At 68.1% G+C, this 21,831-nt stretch carries 20 protein-coding genes; 11 read left to right on the top strand and 9 right to left on the bottom strand.

Annotation, left to right across the window (positions count from 1 at the left end; all coding sequences use genetic code 11):
* Positions 1 to 145: 145 nt before the first annotated feature.
* Positions 146 to 577, bottom strand: a complete 432-nt coding sequence (locus HMPREF2924_RS23915; protein ID WP_003082981.1) for an acetyltransferase — start codon at positions 575 to 577, stop codon at positions 146 to 148.
* 259 nt (positions 578 to 836) lie between these two features.
* Here HMPREF2924_RS23915 and HMPREF2924_RS23910 point away from each other — a divergent pair, with 259 nt between their 5' ends.
* Positions 837 to 2,426: a hypothetical protein gene (locus HMPREF2924_RS23910; protein ID WP_023094795.1), complete on the top strand. Its 1,590-nt coding sequence runs from the start codon at positions 837 to 839 to the stop codon at positions 2,424 to 2,426.
* Here the strand turns inward: HMPREF2924_RS23910 and HMPREF2924_RS23905 are convergent.
* Complete coding sequence (locus HMPREF2924_RS23905) at positions 2,392 to 4,008, bottom strand: ATP-binding cassette domain-containing protein (protein WP_003133245.1); 1,617 nt, start codon at positions 4,006 to 4,008, stop codon at positions 2,392 to 2,394. The genes HMPREF2924_RS23910 and HMPREF2924_RS23905 overlap by 35 nt on opposite strands.
* A gap of 196 nt (positions 4,009 to 4,204) precedes the next feature.
* Between HMPREF2924_RS23905 and HMPREF2924_RS23900 the strand changes: the two genes are divergently transcribed.
* Positions 4,205 to 4,540, top strand: coding sequence for a hypothetical protein (locus tag HMPREF2924_RS23900; protein ID WP_023094797.1), 336 nt, complete (start codon positions 4,205 to 4,207; stop codon positions 4,538 to 4,540).
* On the opposite strand, the gene HMPREF2924_RS23895 is transcribed toward HMPREF2924_RS23900, so the two are convergent.
* The gene (locus tag HMPREF2924_RS23895) at positions 4,498 to 5,109 is read right to left on the bottom strand and encodes a tRNA-uridine aminocarboxypropyltransferase (protein ID WP_003133246.1); all 612 of its coding nucleotides are present in this window, start codon (positions 5,107 to 5,109) and stop codon (positions 4,498 to 4,500) included. The genes HMPREF2924_RS23900 and HMPREF2924_RS23895 overlap by 43 nt on opposite strands.
* A 293-nt stretch (positions 5,110 to 5,402) precedes the next feature.
* Here HMPREF2924_RS23895 and bdlA point away from each other — a divergent pair, with 293 nt between their 5' ends.
* A complete protein-coding gene (bdlA, locus tag HMPREF2924_RS23890) occupies positions 5,403 to 6,656 on the top strand; it encodes a biofilm dispersion protein BdlA (protein ID WP_003133248.1) in 1,254 nt (417 codons plus the stop codon).
* 3 nt (positions 6,657 to 6,659) lie between these two features.
* Here bdlA and HMPREF2924_RS23885 read toward each other — a convergent pair whose 3' ends face one another.
* Positions 6,660 to 7,553, bottom strand: coding sequence for a LysR family transcriptional regulator (locus HMPREF2924_RS23885; protein ID WP_003087025.1), 894 nt, complete (start codon positions 7,551 to 7,553; stop codon positions 6,660 to 6,662).
* Between the two features lie 207 nt (positions 7,554 to 7,760).
* Between HMPREF2924_RS23885 and speB the strand changes: the two genes are divergently transcribed.
* The 7 genes from speB (at position 7,761) to HMPREF2924_RS23850 (ending at position 16,015) form a co-directional block, all read left to right on the top strand.
* The gene (gene speB, locus HMPREF2924_RS23880; protein WP_003087022.1) at positions 7,761 to 8,720 is read left to right on the top strand and encodes an agmatinase; all 960 of its coding nucleotides are present in this window, start codon (positions 7,761 to 7,763) and stop codon (positions 8,718 to 8,720) included.
* Positions 8,721 to 8,734: 14 nt separating this feature from the next.
* Complete coding sequence (locus tag HMPREF2924_RS23875; protein ID WP_003109911.1) at positions 8,735 to 9,154, top strand: YybH family protein; 420 nt, start codon at positions 8,735 to 8,737, stop codon at positions 9,152 to 9,154.
* 18 nt (positions 9,155 to 9,172) lie between these two features.
* Positions 9,173 to 10,684: a purine-cytosine permease family protein gene (locus HMPREF2924_RS23870; protein ID WP_003087019.1), complete on the top strand. Its 1,512-nt coding sequence runs from the start codon at positions 9,173 to 9,175 to the stop codon at positions 10,682 to 10,684.
* Positions 10,685 to 10,777: 93 nt separating this feature from the next.
* Positions 10,778 to 12,169 (top strand): sodium:solute symporter family protein, encoded by a 1,392-nt coding sequence (locus tag HMPREF2924_RS23865; RefSeq protein ID WP_003133250.1) that lies wholly within the window; start codon positions 10,778 to 10,780, stop codon positions 12,167 to 12,169.
* Positions 12,170 to 12,244: 75 nt separating this feature from the next.
* Positions 12,245 to 13,846, top strand: coding sequence for a 5-guanidino-2-oxopentanoate decarboxylase (locus HMPREF2924_RS23860; protein ID WP_003122953.1), 1,602 nt, complete (start codon positions 12,245 to 12,247; stop codon positions 13,844 to 13,846).
* 13 nt (positions 13,847 to 13,859) lie between these two features.
* Entirely contained in the window at positions 13,860 to 15,242 is a 1,383-nt protein-coding gene (locus tag HMPREF2924_RS23855) for an FAD-binding oxidoreductase (RefSeq protein WP_003109564.1), read from the top strand.
* A 44-nt stretch (positions 15,243 to 15,286) separates the two neighbouring features.
* Positions 15,287 to 16,015 carry an MBL fold metallo-hydrolase gene (locus HMPREF2924_RS23850; protein ID WP_003082954.1) on the top strand — a complete coding sequence of 243 codons (729 nt, stop codon included), beginning with the start codon at positions 15,287 to 15,289 and terminating at the stop codon, positions 16,013 to 16,015.
* A gap of 59 nt (positions 16,016 to 16,074) precedes the next feature.
* On the opposite strand, the gene HMPREF2924_RS36580 is transcribed toward HMPREF2924_RS23850, so the two are convergent.
* Positions 16,075 to 16,209 (bottom strand): PA1414 family protein, encoded by a 135-nt coding sequence (locus tag HMPREF2924_RS36580; RefSeq protein ID WP_003087006.1) that lies wholly within the window; start codon positions 16,207 to 16,209, stop codon positions 16,075 to 16,077.
* A gap of 154 nt (positions 16,210 to 16,363) precedes the next feature.
* Complete coding sequence (locus HMPREF2924_RS23845; RefSeq protein WP_003087005.1) at positions 16,364 to 17,236, bottom strand: putrescine utilization regulator PtrR; 873 nt, start codon at positions 17,234 to 17,236, stop codon at positions 16,364 to 16,366.
* A gap of 104 nt (positions 17,237 to 17,340) precedes the next feature.
* Between HMPREF2924_RS23845 and HMPREF2924_RS23840 the strand changes: the two genes are divergently transcribed.
* Positions 17,341 to 18,534, top strand: a complete 1,194-nt coding sequence (locus HMPREF2924_RS23840) for an MFS transporter (protein ID WP_003133268.1) — start codon at positions 17,341 to 17,343, stop codon at positions 18,532 to 18,534.
* Here HMPREF2924_RS23840 and HMPREF2924_RS23835 read toward each other — a convergent pair.
* The 3 genes from HMPREF2924_RS23835 to aphA all read right to left on the bottom strand — a co-directional run bounded on the left by HMPREF2924_RS23835 (position 18,494) and on the right by aphA (position 21,758).
* Entirely contained in the window at positions 18,494 to 19,405 is a 912-nt protein-coding gene (locus HMPREF2924_RS23835; RefSeq protein WP_003082945.1) for a DMT family transporter, read from the bottom strand. The genes HMPREF2924_RS23840 and HMPREF2924_RS23835 overlap by 41 nt on opposite strands.
* 210 nt (positions 19,406 to 19,615) lie before the next feature.
* Positions 19,616 to 20,707 (bottom strand): extracellular solute-binding protein, encoded by a 1,092-nt coding sequence (locus tag HMPREF2924_RS23830; RefSeq protein ID WP_003133271.1) that lies wholly within the window; start codon positions 20,705 to 20,707, stop codon positions 19,616 to 19,618.
* Between the two features lie 10 nt (positions 20,708 to 20,717).
* Positions 20,718 to 21,758, bottom strand: coding sequence for an acetylpolyamine amidohydrolase AphA (gene aphA / locus HMPREF2924_RS23825; RefSeq protein WP_003133272.1), 1,041 nt, complete (start codon positions 21,756 to 21,758; stop codon positions 20,718 to 20,720).
* Positions 21,759 to 21,831 lie beyond the last annotated feature (73 nt).

Here is a 21,831-nt window from a genome sequence, read left to right as displayed (position 1 = left end):
TGTTGAACAGAACTATCGGGCAGGCCTGCGCCGCAACGTTTGACCTGTCTCAAACGGATGCTTGCAGTTGAAAGCATCTGGCCGGGGAAAACTTTTCCGGATGTTGCGCGGCACCTCGCCCCACGTGGCGAGGTGCCGCGCCCTCCTAGAGGCTCATGTGCAGCAGCGGGAACGGCCGCCCCGCCGAGTCGGTCGCGGAGCGGCCGGTCTGGCGGAACCCATAGTGTCGATAGAAACCGCAGGCCTGCGGGTTCTGCTCGTTGACATCGACGCTCAGGCGCGGCCAGGTCGCCCGCGCATGATCGAGCAGGCGTCGGCCGATACCCCGGCCGCGCAGCCCGGGTTCGACGAAGAGCATCTCGACATGCGCCTGGTTCAGGCCAATGAAGCCCTGGGCCACGCCGTCGTCGTCGACCAGCACCCAGACCTCGACGGCCGGCAGGTACAGGTCGCGGACCTGTGGGTAAAGCTCGACGATGTCCGCTTCACTGAGAAAATCGTGGGTCGCGCGGACGGAACGTTCCCACAGGTCGACCAATGCCGTGTTGTCGGCGTCGACGCGCTTGCGAATGTGCATGCTGGATTCCTTTATCCGAAAGATTCCAGGTAGAACGAAAGGCAGCCGCGACCGCCAGGCCGGGCGCCACGCTGAGGTTCGTCGCCTGGATGCCCGTGGCGCGAATCAACGCATGGACGGTGCACAGCGGCGGCGACGAGGGAGGAAGGGAGCGCCATCCTAGAAGAAAACGACCGGTCGGAACAGCCGCTCTTCCCATGCTTTTCCCGAAACGACGAATGAACGACACTGCGCCCGACTCTCTTTCCCGGTATCGCCCATGCCCAACTCCCCGCTTCCTTCCGGCCGCAGGCTGCCCGCTTGCGCCTTCGCCGACATCGGCGAGCCCTGCGCCGTGTTCCAGGCTCCCGGCGGCGCGCTCCTCGCGGTGGCCAGCGCCTTTCATGGGCAACACCCGGGCCGACAGCTCGACGTCTACGAACAGAGCCTGCGCCTGTACCGCGGCGGCGACCTCGAATGCATCGCCGTCCTGCCGGACCTGGGCTTTCCGCTCAACGCCATCGCCTGGCACCCGAGCCGGCCCGTACTGGTGATCGGCGGCGGACGCTACGACGGCGGCGCCTTCTTCGAAGGCGGTCTGCTGGCCTGGGACTACGCGAGCGGCAAGACCCAATCGCTGCTCGCCGACAACCGCGAAGTGCTCGCCTGCGACTTCGAGGACGACGGCCGGCGCCTGACCTTCACCGTCGCCCCCAGCGACGACCTGGAGGACCGACCGTTGTTCCGCCAGCGCCATTCGCTAGCCTTTCCGGTCGACGCCCCACTGGTGCTGGACGACCTGCCCGGCACCCGCCTGCCCTTCGACTGGGCCCTCTACCCTGCCTCGACACAACGCGAAGCAGCGCTGCCGATCCTGGAAAACCTCGCCCTGGGCAAAGATCGGCGGTTCCTGCATCGTCCACCGGTGTGGGACCTGTGCTTTCTCGACGGACAACGCCTGGCCATCGCCCGCGCCAGCCCCCGGCTCGAGCTCTGGAATCTGGCCGACGACAGCCTGCGCAGCTTCGAACTGGCCGAACGGGGCCAGTGCCTGCAGGTCTTCCATAACGCCACGGACGACAGCCTGCTGGTCAATCTGCAACTCGGGTATGCCGCCCAGCGACTGTTCAAGGTGCCGCTAACGCCGGGACAACCGCTGCTCCTGAGCGACTGCCGCCATCTGCTGGCGCAATCCGCCCAAGGCGGTTTTCTCGCCCGCCAGATCGCCCTCGAGGGCAAAGACCTGGAAGACCTCGTGCTCGACCCGGCCGGCCGGATCGTCCACAGGCGCCGTCTCGGACACTACGACCTGTTCAACCACCATCTGCGCATCGACCTTGGCGAAGCCTTCTTCTACCTGGCCGGCAATCCGCCGGAGCAGCACCAGGACAAGGGCCTGTTCCGCCTCGACCCGCAGACCTTCAAGACCCGCGAAGTGCTACGCCTGGAGCGCCACCCGGAGCACTTCAACAACCTGCACGGCTGCCTGCTGGGCAATCGCCTGCTGCTCAACGCCAAGGTCTACAACTCGCCGCATCACGCCTACGGTACCCAGCGCCTGACCTGCTACGACCTGGAGAGCCGCGGCACGCTCTGGGGCGCCACCCTGTCCGCCCAGGTCAGCGCCTTCGCGCCGTTGCCCGGCGGACAATGGATCGCACTGGCGCTGGTCGATGGTCAGGTCGAGGTACGCGACCTCGCCAGCGGCGAATGTCGCTGGCGCTACCGCACGGCAGACGCCATACCGCTGTGCCTGGCAGTCAGCGACAAACTCCTCGCCATCGGTTTCAGCCACGGCGGAGTCAGCCTCCTGCAGATCGCGGCGGATGGCCAGCTCATCGGTCCTCCAGGCGCCAACCCGCGGCAGTAGCCCGCAGTTCGCCGTCCAGCGCCAGGTGGCGGAGAAACACCGGGTCGTGGGACACCACCAGCAAGGCCCCACGGAACTGCCCGAGCATGCTTTCCAGGGCCTGCCGCGCAGCCAGGTCGAGGTGGTTGTCCGGCTCGTCGAGCAATAGCAACTGCGCCGGCCGGTCGGCATAGAGCACCAGGGCCAGGGCCGCCTTCAAGCGTTCGCCGCCGCTCAGCGTCGCGCACGGCTGGGAGAGCCGTTCGGCCGGCAAGCCGAGTTGCGCCAGGCGCGTGCGCAGCCAGCTTTCGCCGCGACTGCGATTGACCTCCAGCAACTGCTCCAGCACGCCTCGCCCGTGGTCCAGCACGCTCAGCCGCTGGTCGAGATAGGCGGCGCCCACCGTCACCGCGCAGGTTCCCGCCAGCGGCGCCCGTTGCCCGGCCAGCAGCCGCAGCAGGGTCGACTTGCCGCTGCCGTTCGGGCCGACCAGCGCCAGCCGTCGCGGACCGCTCAGGAGCAGGTCGATTTCGCGCAACGGCCCGCGCAGATGCGGCAGGACCGCGCCCTTCAACTCGACGATCCGGCGCTGCGCCGCCAGTTCGGCATCGGGCGAATCGAGCAGCAGCGGCGACGCCTCCTCGACCTCCCTGGCAGCCTCGCGCACCTCGCGGTCGAGGCGCTCGCGCTCCGCCTGGTGGGCATTGCGCAGCTTGCCGGCGCTGACCTCGCTACGTTCCCTGAACCCACCGAGCAGGATCTTCGCCTGGTTCGCCGTCTTGCCTTCGCGCCGGCCGCTGGCCTGGCGCCGCTCCTGGCGCTGCTGCTGTTCGCGCATGGCCAGGGTCTGCCGCTTGCGCTCCAGACGACGCTGGTCCAGACGACGTTCGGCGACCTCGCGCGCCTCCTCCCGGCTCTGCGCGTAGAAGGAATAGCCGCCGCCATAGCTGCGCAGGCCGAGGGTCGACAGCTCGACGATCCGCTGCATGCCCTCGAGCAGTTCGCGGTCATGGCTGACCAGCAGCAGGCCGCCGTCCCATGCCGCCAGGCGCGCCCGCAGCAAAGCGCGTGCCGGCCCGTCGAGAGGGTTGCTCGGTTCGTCGAGGATGAGAAAGTCGGCGTCGTCGAGGAATGCGCCGAGCAGCGCTACGCGCATGCATTCGCCGCCGCTCAGGCGTTCGCTCGGGGTATCCGCGCGGAGATGGCCGAGCCCCTCGGCGGCCAGGGCGTCGGCCAGCCTTTGGCGGATGTCCCAGCGCTCGCCCAGGCATTCGTAGTCGGCGTCGTCGAGGCTACCCGCCTCGATCCGCGCCAGCGCCTCCAGCCATGGGCGGACGCCAGCCAGGTCGGCGACGGTCGGATACTCGGCCGGATCGAGCTGCTGCGCCAGGTAGCGCACGCGCCCCTGGCGCCGGACGCTGCCGCTGGACGGCTGCAAGTGTCCGGCGAGCAGGCGCGCGAGCAGCGACTTGCCGACGCCGTTGCGTCCCACCAGCCCGGTGTGCCGGGTGTCGAAGGTTTCGTCGAGATCGGAAAACAGAAGGCTGCCGTCCGGCAGCTGGAAAGAGACGCCATCGAGCGTCAGGGTTGACGTATTCGTCATGGATACCCCCTTGATGCCATGCATTCCCCCGGGCCCTCGGGCCAGGGACGGAAAACCGGCCGTGCAGACACGGCAGCATCAATTGCGCATCGGACGAACACCTCGTACGGAAGGAAAGACCGCGGCAGTCTACTCCGCCCATGCGGCCCTGCCAATCGGGCATACTTTTCGTTTCCGACAGACACGACCGACCGACATGGCCAGACCGCGCATCTCCGAACTCTTCGAACAGGAACCCTCGCGCTGGGGCGGCCGTGGCGACCCCTACCTCTGGCAGGAAATGGCCGGGCAACTGGCGGACGCGTCCTGGCCGGCTTCCGCAGCGGCCCTGGAACGCCTGCTCGGCGAGACCTTCGAGCGCCTCAGCGGCCATCCGCTGGAATACGATGCCCTGATCTACCTCGCGCGCCACGCCCACGGCGGCATGTCCAGCGGCATGGTCAGCCCGGAGTTCTGGCGCGAAACGGCGATCCCGGAACTGCTCGACCGCTATCGGCGGCGGCGCTCCTGGTTGAGATGGTTGCGCCGGTAGGTATCCACCCCCATCGCCGCGATCTGCCCCTCGATCAGGGCATCGAATGGCTTCAGCAGGGCTTCGTGGGTACGCGGCGCCTCCAGTTCGTCGAGCGCCGCGGCGATTGCCTCGATGGTCGACAGCGCGCCCTCTCCCGGCGCCTTGCGCAGGCGATAACGCGACGCCATGCCTTCGGCCAGGCTCACCCGCGGCAGGGCCGCCAGGGCCGGGTTCAGGTGCAGCAGCTTGCGCGCCTTGCGCCAGGTGCCGTCCGGCACCACCAGCAGGAGGGGCTCGCCGGCGGCCTCGGCGGCCATCGCCGCCAGCGCTCGCGCCTGCTCGCCGGGAAACAGCAGGCAGGCCCGGTAGCCCGGCACTCGCCAGGTCTCCTCGGCGAAACGCTCGCCGACCCGCAATTCCGCATTGCGCAAGCCGAGCACGGCCAACCCTGCGGTATTCAGCGCGTGCCCGACCTCGCTGGGGTGCTGCAGGACCAGCACCCGCGTACGCGACGGCAAGGAGGGAATCAATGCGCAGAGGCAGTGGCTGGCGGGGCGAGCGCAACGCTCGCAGCGGATACGTGACATGGGACGACTCCTGGAAGGGGCCCAGTGTGCCACAGGCGGAGAGGCATTCTCTCGCTCGCAAAAACGTCATATTTCCGACGAATGGCAGCAACTTTCTTCACCCATTAAGAATAACGACGAATTTTTGTCGTTCGATGAAAAAATACAATCGTCCCGCCCTCTCAACTCCCGTCCGTCCGCGCCGAAGACTGGGATGAGCCCCTCTCTATCCAAGGATGTTTCTCATGTTCACTCGCAAGTACCGACAGATGAACGCCGACTTGCAACAGCAACTCGCCGCCGAGCGCCTGCACATGGCAGCGCTGGACCGCTCCATGGCGCGCGTGGAGTTCGACCCCGACGGCAACATCACCGATGCCAATGAGAATTTCCTGACCCTGCTGGGCTACCGCCGCGACGAGATCCTCGGCAAACCGCATCGCCAGCTTTGCGACGGCGCCTACGCGCAATCGGAAGACTACCGGCGCTTCTGGGAACGCCTGCGGCGCGGCGAACACTTTTCCGGCCGCTGCAAGCGCATTACCCGCGAGGGCCGGCCACTCTGGCTGGAAGCCACCTACAACCCCGTACGCGACGGGCAGGGTCGACTGCTCAAGGTGGTCAAGTACGCCAGCGACATCGATGCCATCGTCCACCAGGAACACGAGATGCAGAGCAAGCTGGATGCCCTGTCCCGCTCGATGGCGATGATCGAGTTCGACCTCGACGGCAATGTCCTCGCGGCCAACGACAACTTCCTCGCCACCATGGGCTATGGCCGAGCCGAGCTGGCCAGCGCCAACCACCGTCAGTTCTGCGAACCGGGCTACCGCGACGGCCCGCAGTACGCCGACCTCTGGCGCCGCCTGAACCGCGGCGAGTACGTTACCGGGCAGTTCCGCCGGGTCCACCGCAACGGCCAGCCGGTCTGGCTGGAAGCCAGCTACAACCCGGTCTACGACGCCGACGGCAAGCTGTTCAAGGTGGTCAAGTTCGCCAGCGACGTCAGCGACCGCATGCGCCGCTACCAGGCCGAGGCGGACAACGCCCACCAGGCCCACACCCTGTCCACCGAGACCCGCACCGTCGCCGAACACGGCGCGCTGATCATCCAGAGCGCGGTGGAGGAAATGCTCAAGATCGCGAATACCCTGGATGCTTCCTCGCTGAACATCGGCGAACTGTCACAGCACTCGCAACAGATCACCTCGATCGTCAACACCATCCGCGAGATCGCCGAGCAGACCAACCTGCTCGCCCTCAATGCCGCCATCGAGGCCGCCCGCGCCGGCGACCAGGGTCGCGGCTTCGCCGTGGTGGCCGACGAGGTGCGGCAACTGGCGGAGCGCACCAGCAAGTCGACCAAGGAGATCGCCGACATGATCGGTCGCATCCAGACCGGCACCCGCAGCGTCATCGACGACATGCAGCACAGCCAGGAACAGGCGCGGCGCGGCGTGGAGCTGGCCAACGAGGCCGGCACGGCGATCCTCGGCATCCGCGAGAGCACGCACAAGGTGGTGGAGGCGGTGCAGCAGTTCTCGCGCACCCTCAACTCCGATCTCTAGGGCTCAGGCCAGGCTCATCTGCGTCCGCAACTGGTCGCGGAAGGCCTGGATCAGCGGCTCGCGCGAGCGGCCGCGGCGGAGGATCAGGGAGAATGGCGCCTGGTAGCCGAAGGTCGCCGGCAGCAAGGCGCGCAGTCGGCCCTGCTCGACCCACGGGTGGGCGTAGTGCTCCGGCAGGTAGCCGATGTAGCCGCCGGACAGGATCAGGATCAGTTGCGCCTCCATGCTCTCCACCGTCCCCGCGCTGTGCTTGAAGCCGTGCCGGGCCAGCTCGGCCTGGCTCCAGTAGCCGCGGCCGACCATGCGTTGCTGGGTGATCAGGTCGGCGGGAATCCTCCGCCCGTCGAACAGCGGATGCCGGTCGCTGCAGTACAGCCAGTGCTGTTCGCGGTACAGCGGCTGGTAGACCAGTCCGTTCATGCGACTGGAAAAGGCGCCGATGGCCAGGTCCTGGCGGTTCTCCAGCACGCTCAGTTGCAGTTCGTAGGGACTCTGCACCAGCAGGTGCAGGTGCACCGCCGGGTGTTCGCGGCTGAAGGCGCCGATCACCTCGGCCAGCGGCAGCGCCGGGTCGCTCACCGTGGAATCGAGCACACCGAGGTTCAGGGTGCCGCGCAGCTCGCCCTTCAACGCCAGCGCGTAGCGTCCGAAGCCTTCCAGTTCGCCGAGGATGCGCAGGGTCTCCTGGTGGAACAGCTCGCCCTTGCTGGTCAGGCTGAAGCCGCCGCGGCCACGGTGGCAGAGCACGATGCCGAGCTGGTTCTCCAGTTGGCTCATGTAGGTGCTGATCGCCGAGGTCGACAGGTTCAACTCCTGCTGGGCGGCGGCGAAGCCCTGGTGGCGCACCACCGCGGCGAAGATGCGCAACAGGCGCAGGTCGGGCAAGGCGTTGGACACGGCGACTCCGGTTTGCGGGGCGAGGATTTCGGACTGCGGGCCGAGGCAAAGGCCGCCGTCCGGGCTCGGCGGCGAAGTCTAGCCGCTTCGCCATTAGTTTAGAAATCTCTGAACTGATTATTTGTAGCCAGCGATTTGACTCGCTACCGGCTGTGAAGAGAATCCGTCCGACCCCTAAAACAACCACAACGACCGTGAGGCCACCCCGTGGACAAGAATCTCCACCAGCCCCTGGGCGGCAATGAAATGCCCCGCTTCGGCGGCATCGCCACCATGATGCGCCTGCCCCATGTCCAGTCCCCCGCCGAACTCGACGCCCTCGATGCCGCCTTCGTCGGCGTGCCCCTCGACATCGGCACCTCGCTGCGCTCCGGTACCCGCTTCGGCCCCCGCGAGATCCGCGCCGAATCGGTGATGATCCGTCCCTACAACATGGCCACCGGCGCCGCCCCCTTCGACTCGCTGAACGTGGCGGACATCGGCGACGTCGCGATCAACACCTTCAACCTGCTGGAAGCCGTGCGCATCATCGAGCAGGAATACGACCGCATCCTCGGTCACGGCATCCTCCCGCTGACCCTCGGCGGCGACCACACCATCACCCTGCCGATCCTCCGCGCGATCAAGAAGAAGCACGGCAAGGTCGGCCTGGTCCACATCGACGCCCACGCCGACGTCAACGACCACATGTTCGGCGAGAAGATCGCCCACGGCACCACCTTCCGCCGCGCGGTGGAAGAAGACCTGCTGGATTGCGACCGCGTGGTGCAGATCGGCCTGCGCGCCCAGGGCTACACCGCCGAGGACTTCAACTGGAGCCGCAAGCAGGGCTTCCGCGTGGTGCAGGCCGAGGAGTGCTGGCACAAGTCGCTGGAGCCGCTGATGGCCGAGGTCCGCGAGAAGGTCGGCGGCGGCCCCGTCTACCTGAGCTTCGACATCGACGGCATCGACCCGGCCTGGGCGCCCGGCACCGGCACCCCGGAAATCGGCGGCCTGACCACCATCCAGGCGATGGAAATCATCCGCGGCTGCCAGGGCCTGGACCTGGTCGGCTGCGACCTGGTCGAAGTCTCGCCGCCCTACGACACCACCGGCAACACTTCGTTGCTGGGCGCCAACCTGCTCTATGAAATGCTCTGCGTCCTCCCGGGCGTGGTGCGTCGCTGAGCCGTAGCGCGACCATGACCGACGACCGCGTCGAACAGGTGCTGGAGGCCGCCCGCCGACTGGTGGCGGCCTTCGCCCGCAACGATGCCGAGGCCTATTTCGCCGCCTTCAGCGAGGACGCCAGCTTCATCTTCCACAACTGGCCTCAGCCGCTGCGCTCGCGCGCGGCCTACCGCGAGTTGTGGGAGCGCTGGCGACGCGAGGACGGCTTCGAAGTGCTGGCGTGCGAATCCAGCAATACCTGCGTCAGCCTGCAAGGCGACCTGGCGATCTTCAGCCACGACGTCGCCACCCGGCTGCGCCTCCAGGGAACGGAAAGCCTGAACCGGGAACGGGAAACCATCCTGTTCCGCCTAGAACAACAAGAAGGCCGTTGGCTGGCCTGCCATGAGCACTTGTCGGCGATGCCGGAGTACCTGCCATCGACTAGCTAGCTCTCCCGGGAGAACGTCATGGATAACAACAATAACCAACACGCAATCACACGCATCGAAACCTTCGGGGTCGAACAGATTCCCGACCACGAACGCAACGCCACGCCGGTCGATCTGTTCCGCATGATCTTCGGCGGCGCCAATACCTTCGCCACCGCCGTGCTCGGCAGCTTTCCGGTGCTCTTCGGGCTGTCCTTCCAGGCCGGGCTGTGGGCGATCCTGCTGGGCGTCACGCTGGGCGCGCTGATCCTCGCCCCGATGGGCCTGTTCGGCCCGCTCAACGGCACCAACAACGCGGTCTCCTCCGGCGCGCACTTCGGCGTGCACGGGCGCATCGTCGGCTCCTTCCTCTCGCTGCTGACCGCCATCGCCTTCTTCTCGCTCTCGGTATGGAGTTCCGGCGACGCCTTGGTCGGCGGCGCCCGGCGCCTGGTCGGCCTGGAAGAGAGCGAACTGAACCTGGGCCTGGCCTACGGCCTGTTCGCCGTGCTGGTGCTGACCGTATGCATCTACGGCTTCCGCTTCATGCTGCTGGTCAACAGGATCGCCGTGTGGGCCGCCAGCCTGCTGTTCCTGCTCGGCCTGTTCGCCTTCGCCGGCCCCTTCGACGCCGCCTACGCCGGCAGCGTGCAGCTCGGCCAGCCGGGCTTCTGGGCCGCCTTCATCGGCGCCACCCTGCTGGCCATGAGCAACCCGATCTCCTTCGGCGCCTTCCTGGGCGACTGGGCCCGCTACATCCCCCGCCAGACCTCGCAGGCACGGATCATGCTGGCGGTGATCGGCGCGCAGCTGGCGACCCTGGTTCCCTTCCTGTTCGGCCTCGCCACCGCGACCATCGTCGCCGTCCGCGCGCCGGACTACATCGCCGCCAACAACTACGTCGGCGGCCTGCTGGCCATCGCTCCCGGCTGGTTCTTCCTGCCGGTATGCCTGATCGCGGTGATCGGCGGCATGTCCACCGGCACCACTTCGCTGTACGGCACCGGGCTGGACATGTCCAGCGTGTTCCCGCGCCTGCTCTCGCGGGTGCAGGCCACGGTGCTGATCGGAGTCGCCTCGATCGGCTTCATCTTCGTCGGCCGCTTCGCCTTCAACCTGGTGCAGAGCGTCTCCACCTTCGCCGTGCTGATCGTCACCTGCACCACCCCGTGGATGGTGATCATGCTGATCGGCCTGCTGACCCGTCGCGGCTTCTACCGCCCGGACGACCTGCAGGTGTTCACCCGCGGCCAGCGCGGCGGCGCCTACTGGTTCGAGCACGGCTGGAACTGGCGCGGAATGGGCGCCTGGATTCCCAGCGCGGCAGCCGGCCTGGCCTTCGTCAACCTGCCGGGGCAATTCGTCGGTCCGCTCGGCGAACTGGCCGGCGGCATCGACCTCAGCCTGCCGGTCGCCCTCGGCCTGGCCGCCCTGCTCTACCTGGCACTGCTGCGCCTGTTCCCGGAACCGCCTTGCGTCTATGGCCCGCAAGGACCGCGCTGGGTGCGCGCGCACGGCACGCGGAGGGCCCCTGCGATAGCCACCGCCTGAGGCGGGGTACACACACGGCGGGACGCCAGCGTCCCGCGCTTCCGGCGCCTCGCCGGATACAACAATGACAATGAGAAACTTGGGAGACCTGATATGGCCCTCGACATATTCGTCGTTCTGATCTACGCCGCGGGCATGATCGCGCTGGGCTGGTACGGCATGCGCCGCGCCAAGACCCGCGACGACTACCTGGTGGCCGGCCGCAACCTCGGCCCCGGCTTCTACCTGGGAACCATGGCCGCCACCGTCCTCGGCGGCGCCTCCACCATCGGCACCGTGCGCCTGGGCTACGTCCATGGCATCTCCGGCTTCTGGCTGTGCGGCGCGATCGGCCTCGGCATCGTCGGCCTCAGCCTGTTCCTGGCCAAGCCGCTGCTGAAGCTGAAGATCTACACCGTCACCCAGGTCCTGGAGCGTCGCTACAACCCCGCCGCGCGCCACGCCAGCGCCCTGATCATGCTGGTCTACGCACTGATGATCGGCGCCACCTCGACCATCGCCATCGGCACCGTCATGCAGGTCCTGTTCGGCCTGCCGTTCTGGGTCTCGATCCTGATCGGCGGCGGCGTCGTGGTGCTCTACTCCACCATCGGCGGCATGTGGTCGCTGACCCTGACCGACATCGTGCAGTTCCTGATCATGACCGTCGGCCTGGTGTTCCTGCTGATGCCGCTGTCGATCAACGACGCCGGCGGCTGGGACGCCCTGGTGGCCAAGCTGCCGGCCAGCTACTTCGACTTCACCGCGATCGGCTGGGACACCATCGTCACCTACTTCCTGATCTACTTCTTCGGCATCTTCATCGGCCAGGACATCTGGCAGCGGGTGTTCACCGCCCGCAGCGAGACCGTGGCCAAGGTCGCCGGCTCCGCCGCCGGTATCTACTGCGTGCTCTACGGCATGGCCGGGGCGCTGATCGGGATGGCCGCCAAGGTCCTGCTGCCGGACCTGGAGAACGTCAACAACGCCTTCGCCAGCGTGGTCGAGCACAGCCTGCCGAACGGCATCCGCGGCCTGGTCATCGCCGCCGCCCTGGCGGCGCTGATGTCCACCGCCAGCGCCGGCCTGCTGGCGGCGTCCACCACCGTCACCCAGGACCTGCTGCCGCGCCTGCGCCGCGGCCGCGGCCAGTCCGGCAACGGCGACGTGCACGAGAACCGCATCGCCACCCTGCTGCTGGGCCTGGTAGTGCTCGGCATCGCCCTGGTGGTCAGCGACGTGATCAGCGCCCTGACCGTGGCCTACAACCTGCTGGTAGGCGGCATGCTGATCCCGCTGATCGGCGCGATCTACTGGAAGCGCGCCAGCACCGCCGGCGCCATCACCAGCATGACCCTGGGCTTCCTTACCGTGCTGGTGTTCATGATCAAGGACGGCCTCGACGCGAATACGCCGATCTACTACAGCCTGGCGGTCGGCCTGCTCAGCTTCGTCCTGGTCAGCCTGTTCTCGCGGCGCCCGACGGGTGTCGCCAGCGCCGCCTGAACCAGGCACAACCCCGACAGGCGAGGGACTTTCCCTCGCCTTTTCCATTCCCGAGAACATGAAAAAGGAACGGCCATGACCACCTGCGGCGAATTCCTCGTCAAGCAACTCGAAGCCTGGGGCGTCGAGACCGTCTTCGGCATCCCCGGCGTACATACCGTAGAACTCTACCGCGGCCTGCCCGGCAGCCGTATCCGCCATGTCACCCCGCGCCACGAGCAGGGCGCCGGCTTCATGGCGGACGGCTACGCACGGGTCACCGGCAAGCCCGGCGTGTGCTTCATCATCACCGGCCCGGGGATGACCAACATCCTCACCGCCATGGCCCAGGCCTACGCCGACTCGATTCCGATGCTGGTGATCTCCAGCGTCAACGAACGCGCGCGCCTGGCCCACGGCAACGGCTACCTGCACGAGCTGCCGAACCAGCGCAACCTGGTAGGCAACGTCTGCGCCTTCAGCCATACCCTGATGAGCGCCGAGGAGCTGCCGGCGGTGCTCGCCCGCGCCTTCGCCGTGTTCGACAGCGAGCGGCCGCGGCCGGTGCACATCGAGCTGCCGCTCGACGTCATCACCGCTCCCGCCGAACACCTGGCCCTGCGCCCGCGCACCGTCGCCAGCCGCCCGGCGCCGGCCCTCGCGCCCTTGCGCGAGGCCGCGGCGCGCCTGCGCAACGCGAAGAAGCCACTGCTGCTGCTCGGCGGCGGCTGCGTCGAGGCCGCCGCCGAAGCGCGTGCCCTGGCCGCCGCGCTGGACGCGCCGACTGCCCTGACGATCAACGCCAAGGGCCTGCTGCCGGCCGACCACCCGCTGCTGCTGGGCAGCAACCAGTCCTGCGTGCCGGTACGCGAGCTGGCCGCCGAGGCCGACGTGGTGCTGGCCATCGGCACCGAGCTGGGCGAAACCGACTACGACGTGGTGTTCGACGGCGGCTTCGCCCTCGATGGCGAGTTGATCCGCATCGATATCGACCCACAGCAACTGATGCGCAACTACACGCCTAGCCTGGCCATCCACAGCGACGCCCGGCTGGCCATGCGCGTGCTGCTGGCCGAACTGCCGGGCGGAGAGGCCTCGCCGGACAGCCCCGGGGCCCGGCGCGCCGCCGCCGTGCGCCAGCGTCTGGCCGAAGACTTCGCCGGCTGGTCGCACTATCGCCAGCTGTTCGCCGCGATCCTCGCCGAGTGGCCGGACGCCCGCTTCGTCGGCGACTCGACCCAGACCGTCTACAGCGGCAACCACCTGGTCGATCTCGACGAGCCGCGCCGCTGGTTCAACGCCTCCACCGGCTACGGCACCCTCGGCTATGGCCTGCCCGCCGCCATCGGCGCCAAGCTCGGTGAGCCGGGACGCCCGGTGGTCAGCCTGATGGGCGACGGCGGCCTGCAGTTCACCCTGCCGGAACTGGCCAGCGCGGTGGAAGCCAAGGTCGGCATCGTCGTGCTGCTGTGGAACAACCACGGCTATGGCGAGATCAAGCGCTACATGGAGCGGCGCGAGATCACTCCGCTCGGGGTCGATATCTACACTCCGGACTTCCTCGCCATCGCCCGCGGCTTCGGCTGCGCCGCCGAACGCGCGCGCGATCTCGAGCACCTGCGCGAACTGCTGCGCGGCGCCCCGGCGGACCGTCCGCTGATCGTCGAGGTGCTGCAAGCCGCGCCCTTCCATCCCTGACCCGGAGCCCGCCATGGACGATTCCGAACTCTACCGCTCCCTCTGCGAGATCCTCGGCGCCCGTGGCGTGCGCGACAGTGCCGCGCTCGCCGGGCAGGACCCCGGCTACCATCCGCAGAACCTCGCCGGAAGCTTCCTGGTCCTGCCGGAAAGCACCGACCAGGTCGCTGCCGTGGTGCGTCTGTGCCGCCAGGCGGGACGCGCCCTGGTGCCCCAGGGCGGACTCACCGGTCTGGTCGGCGGCGGCGCCGCGCAAGCCGGCGACGTGCTGCTCTCGCTGCGCAGGCTGAACCGCATACACCGGCTGGATGCGGCCAGCCAGACCCTCGACCTCGACGCCGGCGTCACCCTCGAACAGGCCCAGGCGCTGGCCGCCGAGGCCGGACTCGACCCCGGCATCGATCTCGCCGCGCGCGGCAGCGCCAGCGTCGGCGGGCTGGTCGCGACCAACGCCGGCGGCATCCGCGCCTTCCGCTTCGGCACCATGCGCCAGCGCGTGCTCGGCCTGGAAGCGGTACTCGCCGACGGCAGCGTCTACAGCGACCTGCGCGGGCTGCTGAAGAACACCACCGGCTACGACCTCAAGCAGTTGTTCGTCGGCGCCGAAGGCACCCTCGGCATCGTCACCCGTGCGGTACTGCGCCTGGAGCCGTTGCAGCGTCCCGGCGCCACCGCCCTGCTCGGCCTGCCCGACGTCGACGCGGCGATCGCCATCGCCGCGCGCCTGCGCCGCGAGCACGCCGAACGCCTGTTCGCCTGCGAGATCCTCTGGCACGACTACCTGCAATGCACCGCCGCGCCCATGGGCGACAGCGCGCCGAGCCTGGCGCCCTGCCCTCTCTACCTGCTGGTGGAACTGGCCGAGGACCGCCACCTGGATGCCGGCGAGGCGCTCACCACCCTGCTGGAAGGCTGCTTCGAGGATGGTCTGGTGGAAGACGCCCTGCTCGCCGCCAACGAAACCCAGCGCCAGGCCATCTGGCGCCTGCGCGAAGACTCCGACGCGGCCATCCACGCCGGCGTCGACAGCCTGTCCTTCGACGTATCGCTGCCGGTGCCAGCCCTAGCCGGCTACGTCGAGCGCATCCGGCGGCGCCTGGACGACCTGGTGGAGGGCATGCGGGTCTTCCTCTTCGGCCATTTCCTCGACGGCAACCTGCACGTCATGCTCGCCGCCGACGTCCCGCTGCTGCCGCTGCACCAGGCGGTGGAGGAAATCCTCTACGGCGAGTTGGGCGAATGCGCTGGCGTGATCTCCGCCGAGCACGGCATCGGCCTGGAGAAGAAGGAAGCCCTGGGTCGCTACGCCGATCCGCTGAAGCTCGCGCTGATGGCGCAGATCAAGGAACTGCTCGACCCCAGCGGACTGTTCAACCCGGGCAAGGTCATACCCTGAACGCCTATCCTCCTGGGATAGCCTTTCCACCGACAGAGACCGCGATGAGAATCGTCAGCCGCGACCGCTGGTTCGAAACCCGGCACTTCTACAACGGTATCAGCCTGATCCACGAGCCCTACGTGCGCCCCTTCTATCGCTGCAACATGTGGCATGTCCAGGGCCGCGAGCGCGACGTGCTAGTGGACAGCGGCTCCGGTCTGGTCAGCCTGCGCGAGCAACTGCCCTGGCTCACCGAACGACCGCTGCTGGCGGTGGCCAGCCACACCCACTTCGACCATATCGCCGGCCACCACGAATTCGCCGAGCGCCTGGCGCATCCGGCCGAGGCGGAGATCCTCGCCGCGCCGGACGGCGACAACACCCTGGCGCGCGCCTATGTCGGCGACGAGATGTTCGAGGCGCATCCGGAGTGCCCGCTGTGCTACGCCGAATACCGGGTGCGAGCAGCGCCGGCGACCCGCCTGATCGACGAAGGCGACGTGCTCGATCTCGGCGACCGCGTGCTGCAGGTGCTGCACACGCCCGGGCACTCGCCGGGCGGCATCAGCCTGTGGGAAGCGGCGACACAGACGCTGTTTTCCGGCGACATCGTCTACGACGGTCCGCTGGTCGAGGACGCCTATCATTCCAACCTCGACGACTATGCCGCCAGCCTCGCGCGCCTGCGCGAGCTACCGGTGCGCACCGTGCATGGTGGGCATTTCGCGAGCTTTTCCGGGGAGCGTTTGCGGGAAATGATCGTCGCCTGGTTCAGGAACCACGATCGATAGGCCAAAACCGGGACTCTGGCCAGCGCCACAGGCGGAGGCCAGAGCGTCGGGGAACCGGCTCAGCGACGTTGCCGCGCGGCGAGGCGCCGGCGTTGCTCGTCGTTTTCCACCGGGATGGGTTGCATGCGCGGGGGCTCGATCAGGCCAAGGGCGACACCGAGTTGCCACGCCAGGTTTTGCAGCCAGAGTTTCATGACAGGCCCCTTGTCCAAGGGAAGGAGAATCGGGCGACCTGACAAGTCAGGTCGCCCTAGGAAAGAGTAGACCGGCGTCCCACTCTCCGCACGTTCCACTCCGTCCTTGGAAACAACTTTACTGCGGGAAACCGGCCCCGGACCCTGACCTGAATCAAGCCAACGCCGATTCCCGCCCTTGCAGGAGACCGATCCAGGCCTTCAGGTTGGCGCCGACCATGCCCTTGCGCCAGACCAGCCAGGTACTCGCCCGGGCGAACGGTTCGGCCAGCGCATGCACCGCCACCGACTCCCGCCCCGGCAGGCTTTGCAGCATCGACACCGGCATCAGCGCCACCCCGCCGCCGGCCACCACGCAGGCCAGCATGCTGTGGTAGGACTCGATCTCCATCACCCGGCCCATGCTCACCCGCGCGCTGGCGAACCAGGACTCCAGCAGCAGGCGATAGGAGCAGCGCGGGCGGAAGGCGATCACCGCGCTGCCGGCCACGTCCTCGGGACCGCGCACCGGCGGGTGGCCATTCTCGGTGACCAGCACCATGCGCTCCTCGAACATCGGCAGGCCCTCCAGGCCGTCGAAGTCCAGCGGGCCGTCCACCAGCACGGCATCCAGGCGCCCGCCCAGCAGCGACTCGACCAGCTCGCCGCTGGGCGCGGTCTGCAATTGCAGGTTCACCGCCGGATAGCGCCGGTGGTATTCCGCCAGGCGCGGCGGCAGATGGATCGCCGCGGTGCTGTACATCGAGCCGAGGGCGAAATCGCCCACCGGTTCGCCCCCCTGCACCGCCGCGCGCGCCTCCTCCTGCAGGGCGAACAGCCGCGCGGCGTAGTCCAGCAGGACCTTGCCGGCCGGCGACAGTTGCAGGCGCTGGCGTTCGCGGAGGAACAGGTCGACGCCAAGCTGCTCCTCCAGTTGCCGCAGGCGCGTCGACAGGTTCGACGGCACCCGGTGCAGGCGCTCGGCGGCGCGGGCGATGGAGCCTTCCTCGGCGACCGCCTGGAAGATCCTCAACTGGCCGAACTCCACGGTTAATTCTCCAAAACAGAACAAGTAATTCACGATTATTCATTTTTACAGAATTGCCGCAAGGCCTAACCTGCTGCCATTCATCCCCCGGCAGGAATCCGCACATGTCCCGTGATTTTCTTCGTTCGCCGCTGGTCGGCCTGCTCGCCTGCCTGCTGGCGCTGGTGGTCGCCATGGGGGTCGGGCGCTTCTCCCTGACCCCGCAACTGCCGCACCTGATCCGCGAAGGCCAGCTCGACCTGACCGGCGCCGGCCTGCTGGCCGCCGCCAACTACCTCGGCTACCTGGTCGGCGCGCTGGACGCGCTGTTCGCCCGCGAAGCGCGGCAGGCGCGCTTGCGCCTGCTGGTCGGGCTATGGGCCTGCTTCGGCCTGACCCTGGCCTCGGTCTGGGCCGAGGGCTTCTGGCCGCACGCGCTGCTGCGCTTCGGTCTTGGCGTGGCCAGCGCCTGGGTCCTGATCATGGTCACCGCCCTCAGCCAGCGCCTCGCCGCGGAAAGCGGCCGGGCCCGGCTGGGCGCGCTGGTGTTCGCCGGCCCCGGCATCGGGGTGATGGTCACCGGCCTGCTGGCGGCATTGGGCAACGCCCTGGGCCAGGACTCGGTGTTCATCTGGAAGCTCTTCGCCGACCTCGCGCTGGTCCTGATCCTCATGCTCCTGCCGCTGCTGCCGCGCCCGGCCGCACGCAGCGCCGGCCACGACGCGCCTGCAACGGCAAGCGAGAACGCCGGCCTCGGCCGCCTGACCTGGGCCTACGGACTGGTCGGCCTCGGCTACATCATCCCGGCCACCTTTCTCTCGCAGATGGCCGCGGCGCGTTTCCACGGGCAATGGCAGGCCGATCTGTTCTGGCCCTGCTTCGGCCTGGCCTCGGCCACCGGGGTAGTGCTGATCAGCCTGCGCCGGCAGCGCCCGGACGGCACCCGCCGCTGGCTGGTCGGCGCGCTCTGGCTACAGGCCCTCGGCGTGCTCGCCTGCCTGCTGCCGGGGATCGGCGGACTGGCCCTGGGGGTAGTGCTGACCGGCCTGCCGTTCCTCGCCGGCATGCAACTGGTGATGCAATACGCCCGCGAACTGGCGCCGCATACGCCGCAGCGCAACGCCGGCCAACTGACCACCGGTTTCGCCCTCGGCCAGTTGCTCGGCCCGCTGCTGGCGGCGCTCAGCACGCATTTCGCCGGCGGCCTGCAACCGGCGCTGGCGCTCGCCGGGCTCGGCCTGGTCTTCGCCGGCCTGCTGTTGCGCCGGTCGCACTCGCTCAGCGTCGCAGCAGGCGTCGCAGCCACTGCTCGCCGCTGACCAGGGTGATGCCGGCGAGGACCAGCGCCGCGCCGGCGACGAAGTTCAGGCTGAGCGGCTCGCCCAGCAGCAATACGCCGAAGGTGACGCCGAACAGGGGGGTCATGAAGGAGAAGATCGCCAGGTTGTTCGCCAGGTAGCGACGCAGCAGCCAGAACCAGCAGAAGTAGCTGGCGAACGACACCACCACGCCCTGGAACAGCACGCTGGCGGTGCTCACCGGGGTCCAGCGGACCTCGCCGAACTGGCCGCTGAAAAGAGCGATCAGCAATAGCCCGGCGCATGCCACGAACAATTGGTAGAACAGCGTCAGGCTTGGCGGTGCCTCGGACAGCCGGGTGCCGCGCACTGCCACCGTGGTCGCGCCCCAGGACATCCCGGCGAGCAGGCCGAAAGCGTCGCCGAGCAGCATCCGCCCATCCATTTCCGCCCACGACAGGCCTCCGCCGAAGGCCACCGCTATGCCGCCGAAGCACACCGCCACGCCCAGCCACTGCAAGGGCCGCAGGCGTTCGCTGGGAAGCAGGAAGTGCAGCCCGAGGGCAGAGAAGATCGGCGCGGTATAGAGGAACACCGACATGTGCGAAGCCGTGGTGTATTGCAGGCCGAGGGCGATGAACAGGAACTCCAGGGCGAACAGCGTGCCGGTCAGCAGACCGGCGCCCAGGGTGCCCTGGCGCAAGCCCTCCCAGCCGCCGCGCCAGCACATCAGCAGGCCGACCAGGGCGGCGGCGATGCCGGAACGGATGGCCGCCTGCATGACCGGCGCGATGTCCGTCGCCGCCCACTTGATGGTCACCTGCTGGATGCCCCAGATCACGCAGAGCAACAGCATGGTCTGGAAGGCGAAGGCATCGGCGGACTTACGCATGGCGGACTCACAGGCAGGCATGGAAGGAAGCGGCCGCCAGCGGCGACCGTCGGGCAGCGCCATTATGGACAAGCCGGCGCGCCCGGTCGAAGCCTGGAAGCGACCTCCAGCGGGTCGTGCACGGCAGTTCCGGCCCGCTCGCCTGGCCTGCGGGGCGTGACGCATAGCGCCTGTGGCGCTATGCGTCCTGCGAACCCGCCATCTGGCCGCTCACTTGCCGGTCTTGATCTTGCTCCAGGTCCGCGTGCGCAGCCGCTCCAGCTTCGGCGGCAGCATCTCCACCGAATACAGCCTGGCCTGCACTTCTTCCGGCGGGTAGACGTTCGGGTTGTCGCGCAACTCCGCCGAGATCAAACCGTCCGCCGCCTTGTTCGGGTTGGCGTAGGCCACGTAGTCGGAGATCGGCGCCACCACCTCCGGGCGCAGCAGGTAGTCGAGGAAGGCGTGCGCCTGCTCGACGTTCTTCGCGTCGCGCGGAATCGCCAGCACGTCGAACCAGGCCGCGGCGCCCTCCTTCGGAATGCGGTACTCGATGCGTATGCCGTTCTTCGCTTCCCTGGCCCGGTTGGCCGCCTGCATCGCTCCGCCGGACCAGGCGATGGCCACGCAGACGTTGCCGTTGGCCAGGTCGCTGACGAACTTCGAGGAACTGAAGTAGGTGATGTACGGGCGCAGCTTCGCCAGGTGCTCCTCGGCTCGGCGGTAGTCTTCCGGTTGGTGGCTGTTGGGCGACAGGCCGAGATAGTGCAGCACCTCGGGGATCACCTCGGTGGGCGAGTCGAGGAAGGCCACGCCGCACTGTTGCAGCTTCGCCAGGTTCTCCGGCTTGAACACCAGGTCCCAGGAGTCCAGCGGCGCATCGTCGCCGAGCACCGCGCGGACCTTGTCGAGGTTGTAGGCGATGCCGTTGGTGCCCCACATGTAGGGCATCACGTAGCGGTTGCCGGGGTCCTTGCCCGCAAGCACCTTGAGCAGGGCCGGGTTGAGGTTCTTCCAGTTCGGCAGCTTGCTCTTGTCCAGCGGCTGGAACACTTCGGCCTTCAGGTAGTTGGGCAGGAAGCTGTCGCTGGGCACCACCAGGTCGTAGCCGGAATGCCCGGACAGCAGCTTGGCCTCGAGCACCTCGTTGCTGTCGTAGACGTCGTACTTCGGCGCGATGCCGGTCTGCGCCTGGAGGTTCTTCAGGGTGTCCGGGGCGATGTAGTCGAACCAGTTGTAGATCCGTACTTCCGGCGCGGCCTGGACCAGCCCGGCGGAAGCGGCCAGCGCGAGGCCGGCCAGCAGCTTGCGAGTCGATTGCATGCTTCGCTCCTCAGCGGGCCGCGCCTTCGTAGCCCTGCAGCACGTTGACCGCGTTGATGCCGATGGCTTCCACCGCATAGCCGCCTTCCATGACGAACAGGGTCGGCAGGCCCAGCCGGGCGATGCGCTCGCCCATCCGCAGGTAGTCCGGCGAATCCAGCCTGAACTGGGAGATCGGGTCTTCCTTGTAGGTGTCCACGCCAAGGGAAATCACCAGGGCATCCGGGGCGTAGCCGGCGATCCGCACGCAGGCGTCGTCGAGCGCCGCCGACCAGAGGTCCCAGCCGCTGCCATGGGCCAGCGGATAGTTGTGGTTGCAGCCCTCGCCGGCGCCTTCGCCGCGCTCGTCGGCGTAGCCGAGGAAGTACGGGTATTCGACCCGCGGATCGCCATGGATCGAGGCGAACAGCACGTCGTCGCGGCGGTAGAAGATATCCTGGGTGCCGTTGCCATGGTGATAGTCGACATCGAGGATCGCCACGCGCCGGGCGCCCTGGTCGAGGAACGCCTGGGTGGCGATGGCGGCATTGTTGAGGAAGCAGTAGCCGCCCATGAAGTCGCCACCGGCGTGATGGCCCGGCGGACGGCAGAGAGCGAAGGCGTTGCGGGCGCCCTGGCGCATATGCTCCTGGGCGGTCAGCGCGACCTGGGCGGAGCTGTAGATGGCCTGCCAGGTGCCGGCGGTGATCGGCGCCTCGGTGTCGAAGCTGTAGTAGCCCAGCTCGCCCATCAGCGCCGTGGGGATCGGCCCGTCGCGGCGCAGGCGGCGGCCGGGGAAGGTGGTGGACACCAGGTCGCCGCTGTGGCCTTCGGCGGTCCAGCGGGCCCAGGCGCCCTGGAGGAAGTCCAGGTAGGCGGCGTCGTGGATGCGCAGCAGCGGCTCGCGGCCGAAATCCTTCGGCGCGATCACCTCGCCAAGGTTCTGCGACTTCACCCGGGCCAGCACGGTGTCGGCCCGGCTGGGCATTTCGAAACAGGGTTGCAGCTTGCCGTCGACCAGTTCCGACTGGCCGAAGTGCAGACGATGATCGTCGCTGTAGACGCTCAGCATGGAGAGACCTCGCAGGTTTCTTGTTCTTGGTGGAGGGATTCTGCCCAGCGCGCGGTCGCGGCAAAACGGCGGC

This window comes from Pseudomonas sp. HMSC063H08 (assembly GCF_001813645.1).
Lineage (GTDB): Bacteria > Pseudomonadota > Gammaproteobacteria > Pseudomonadales > Pseudomonadaceae > Pseudomonas > Pseudomonas aeruginosa.
This window is presented reverse-complemented; position numbering and strand designations above follow the sequence as displayed.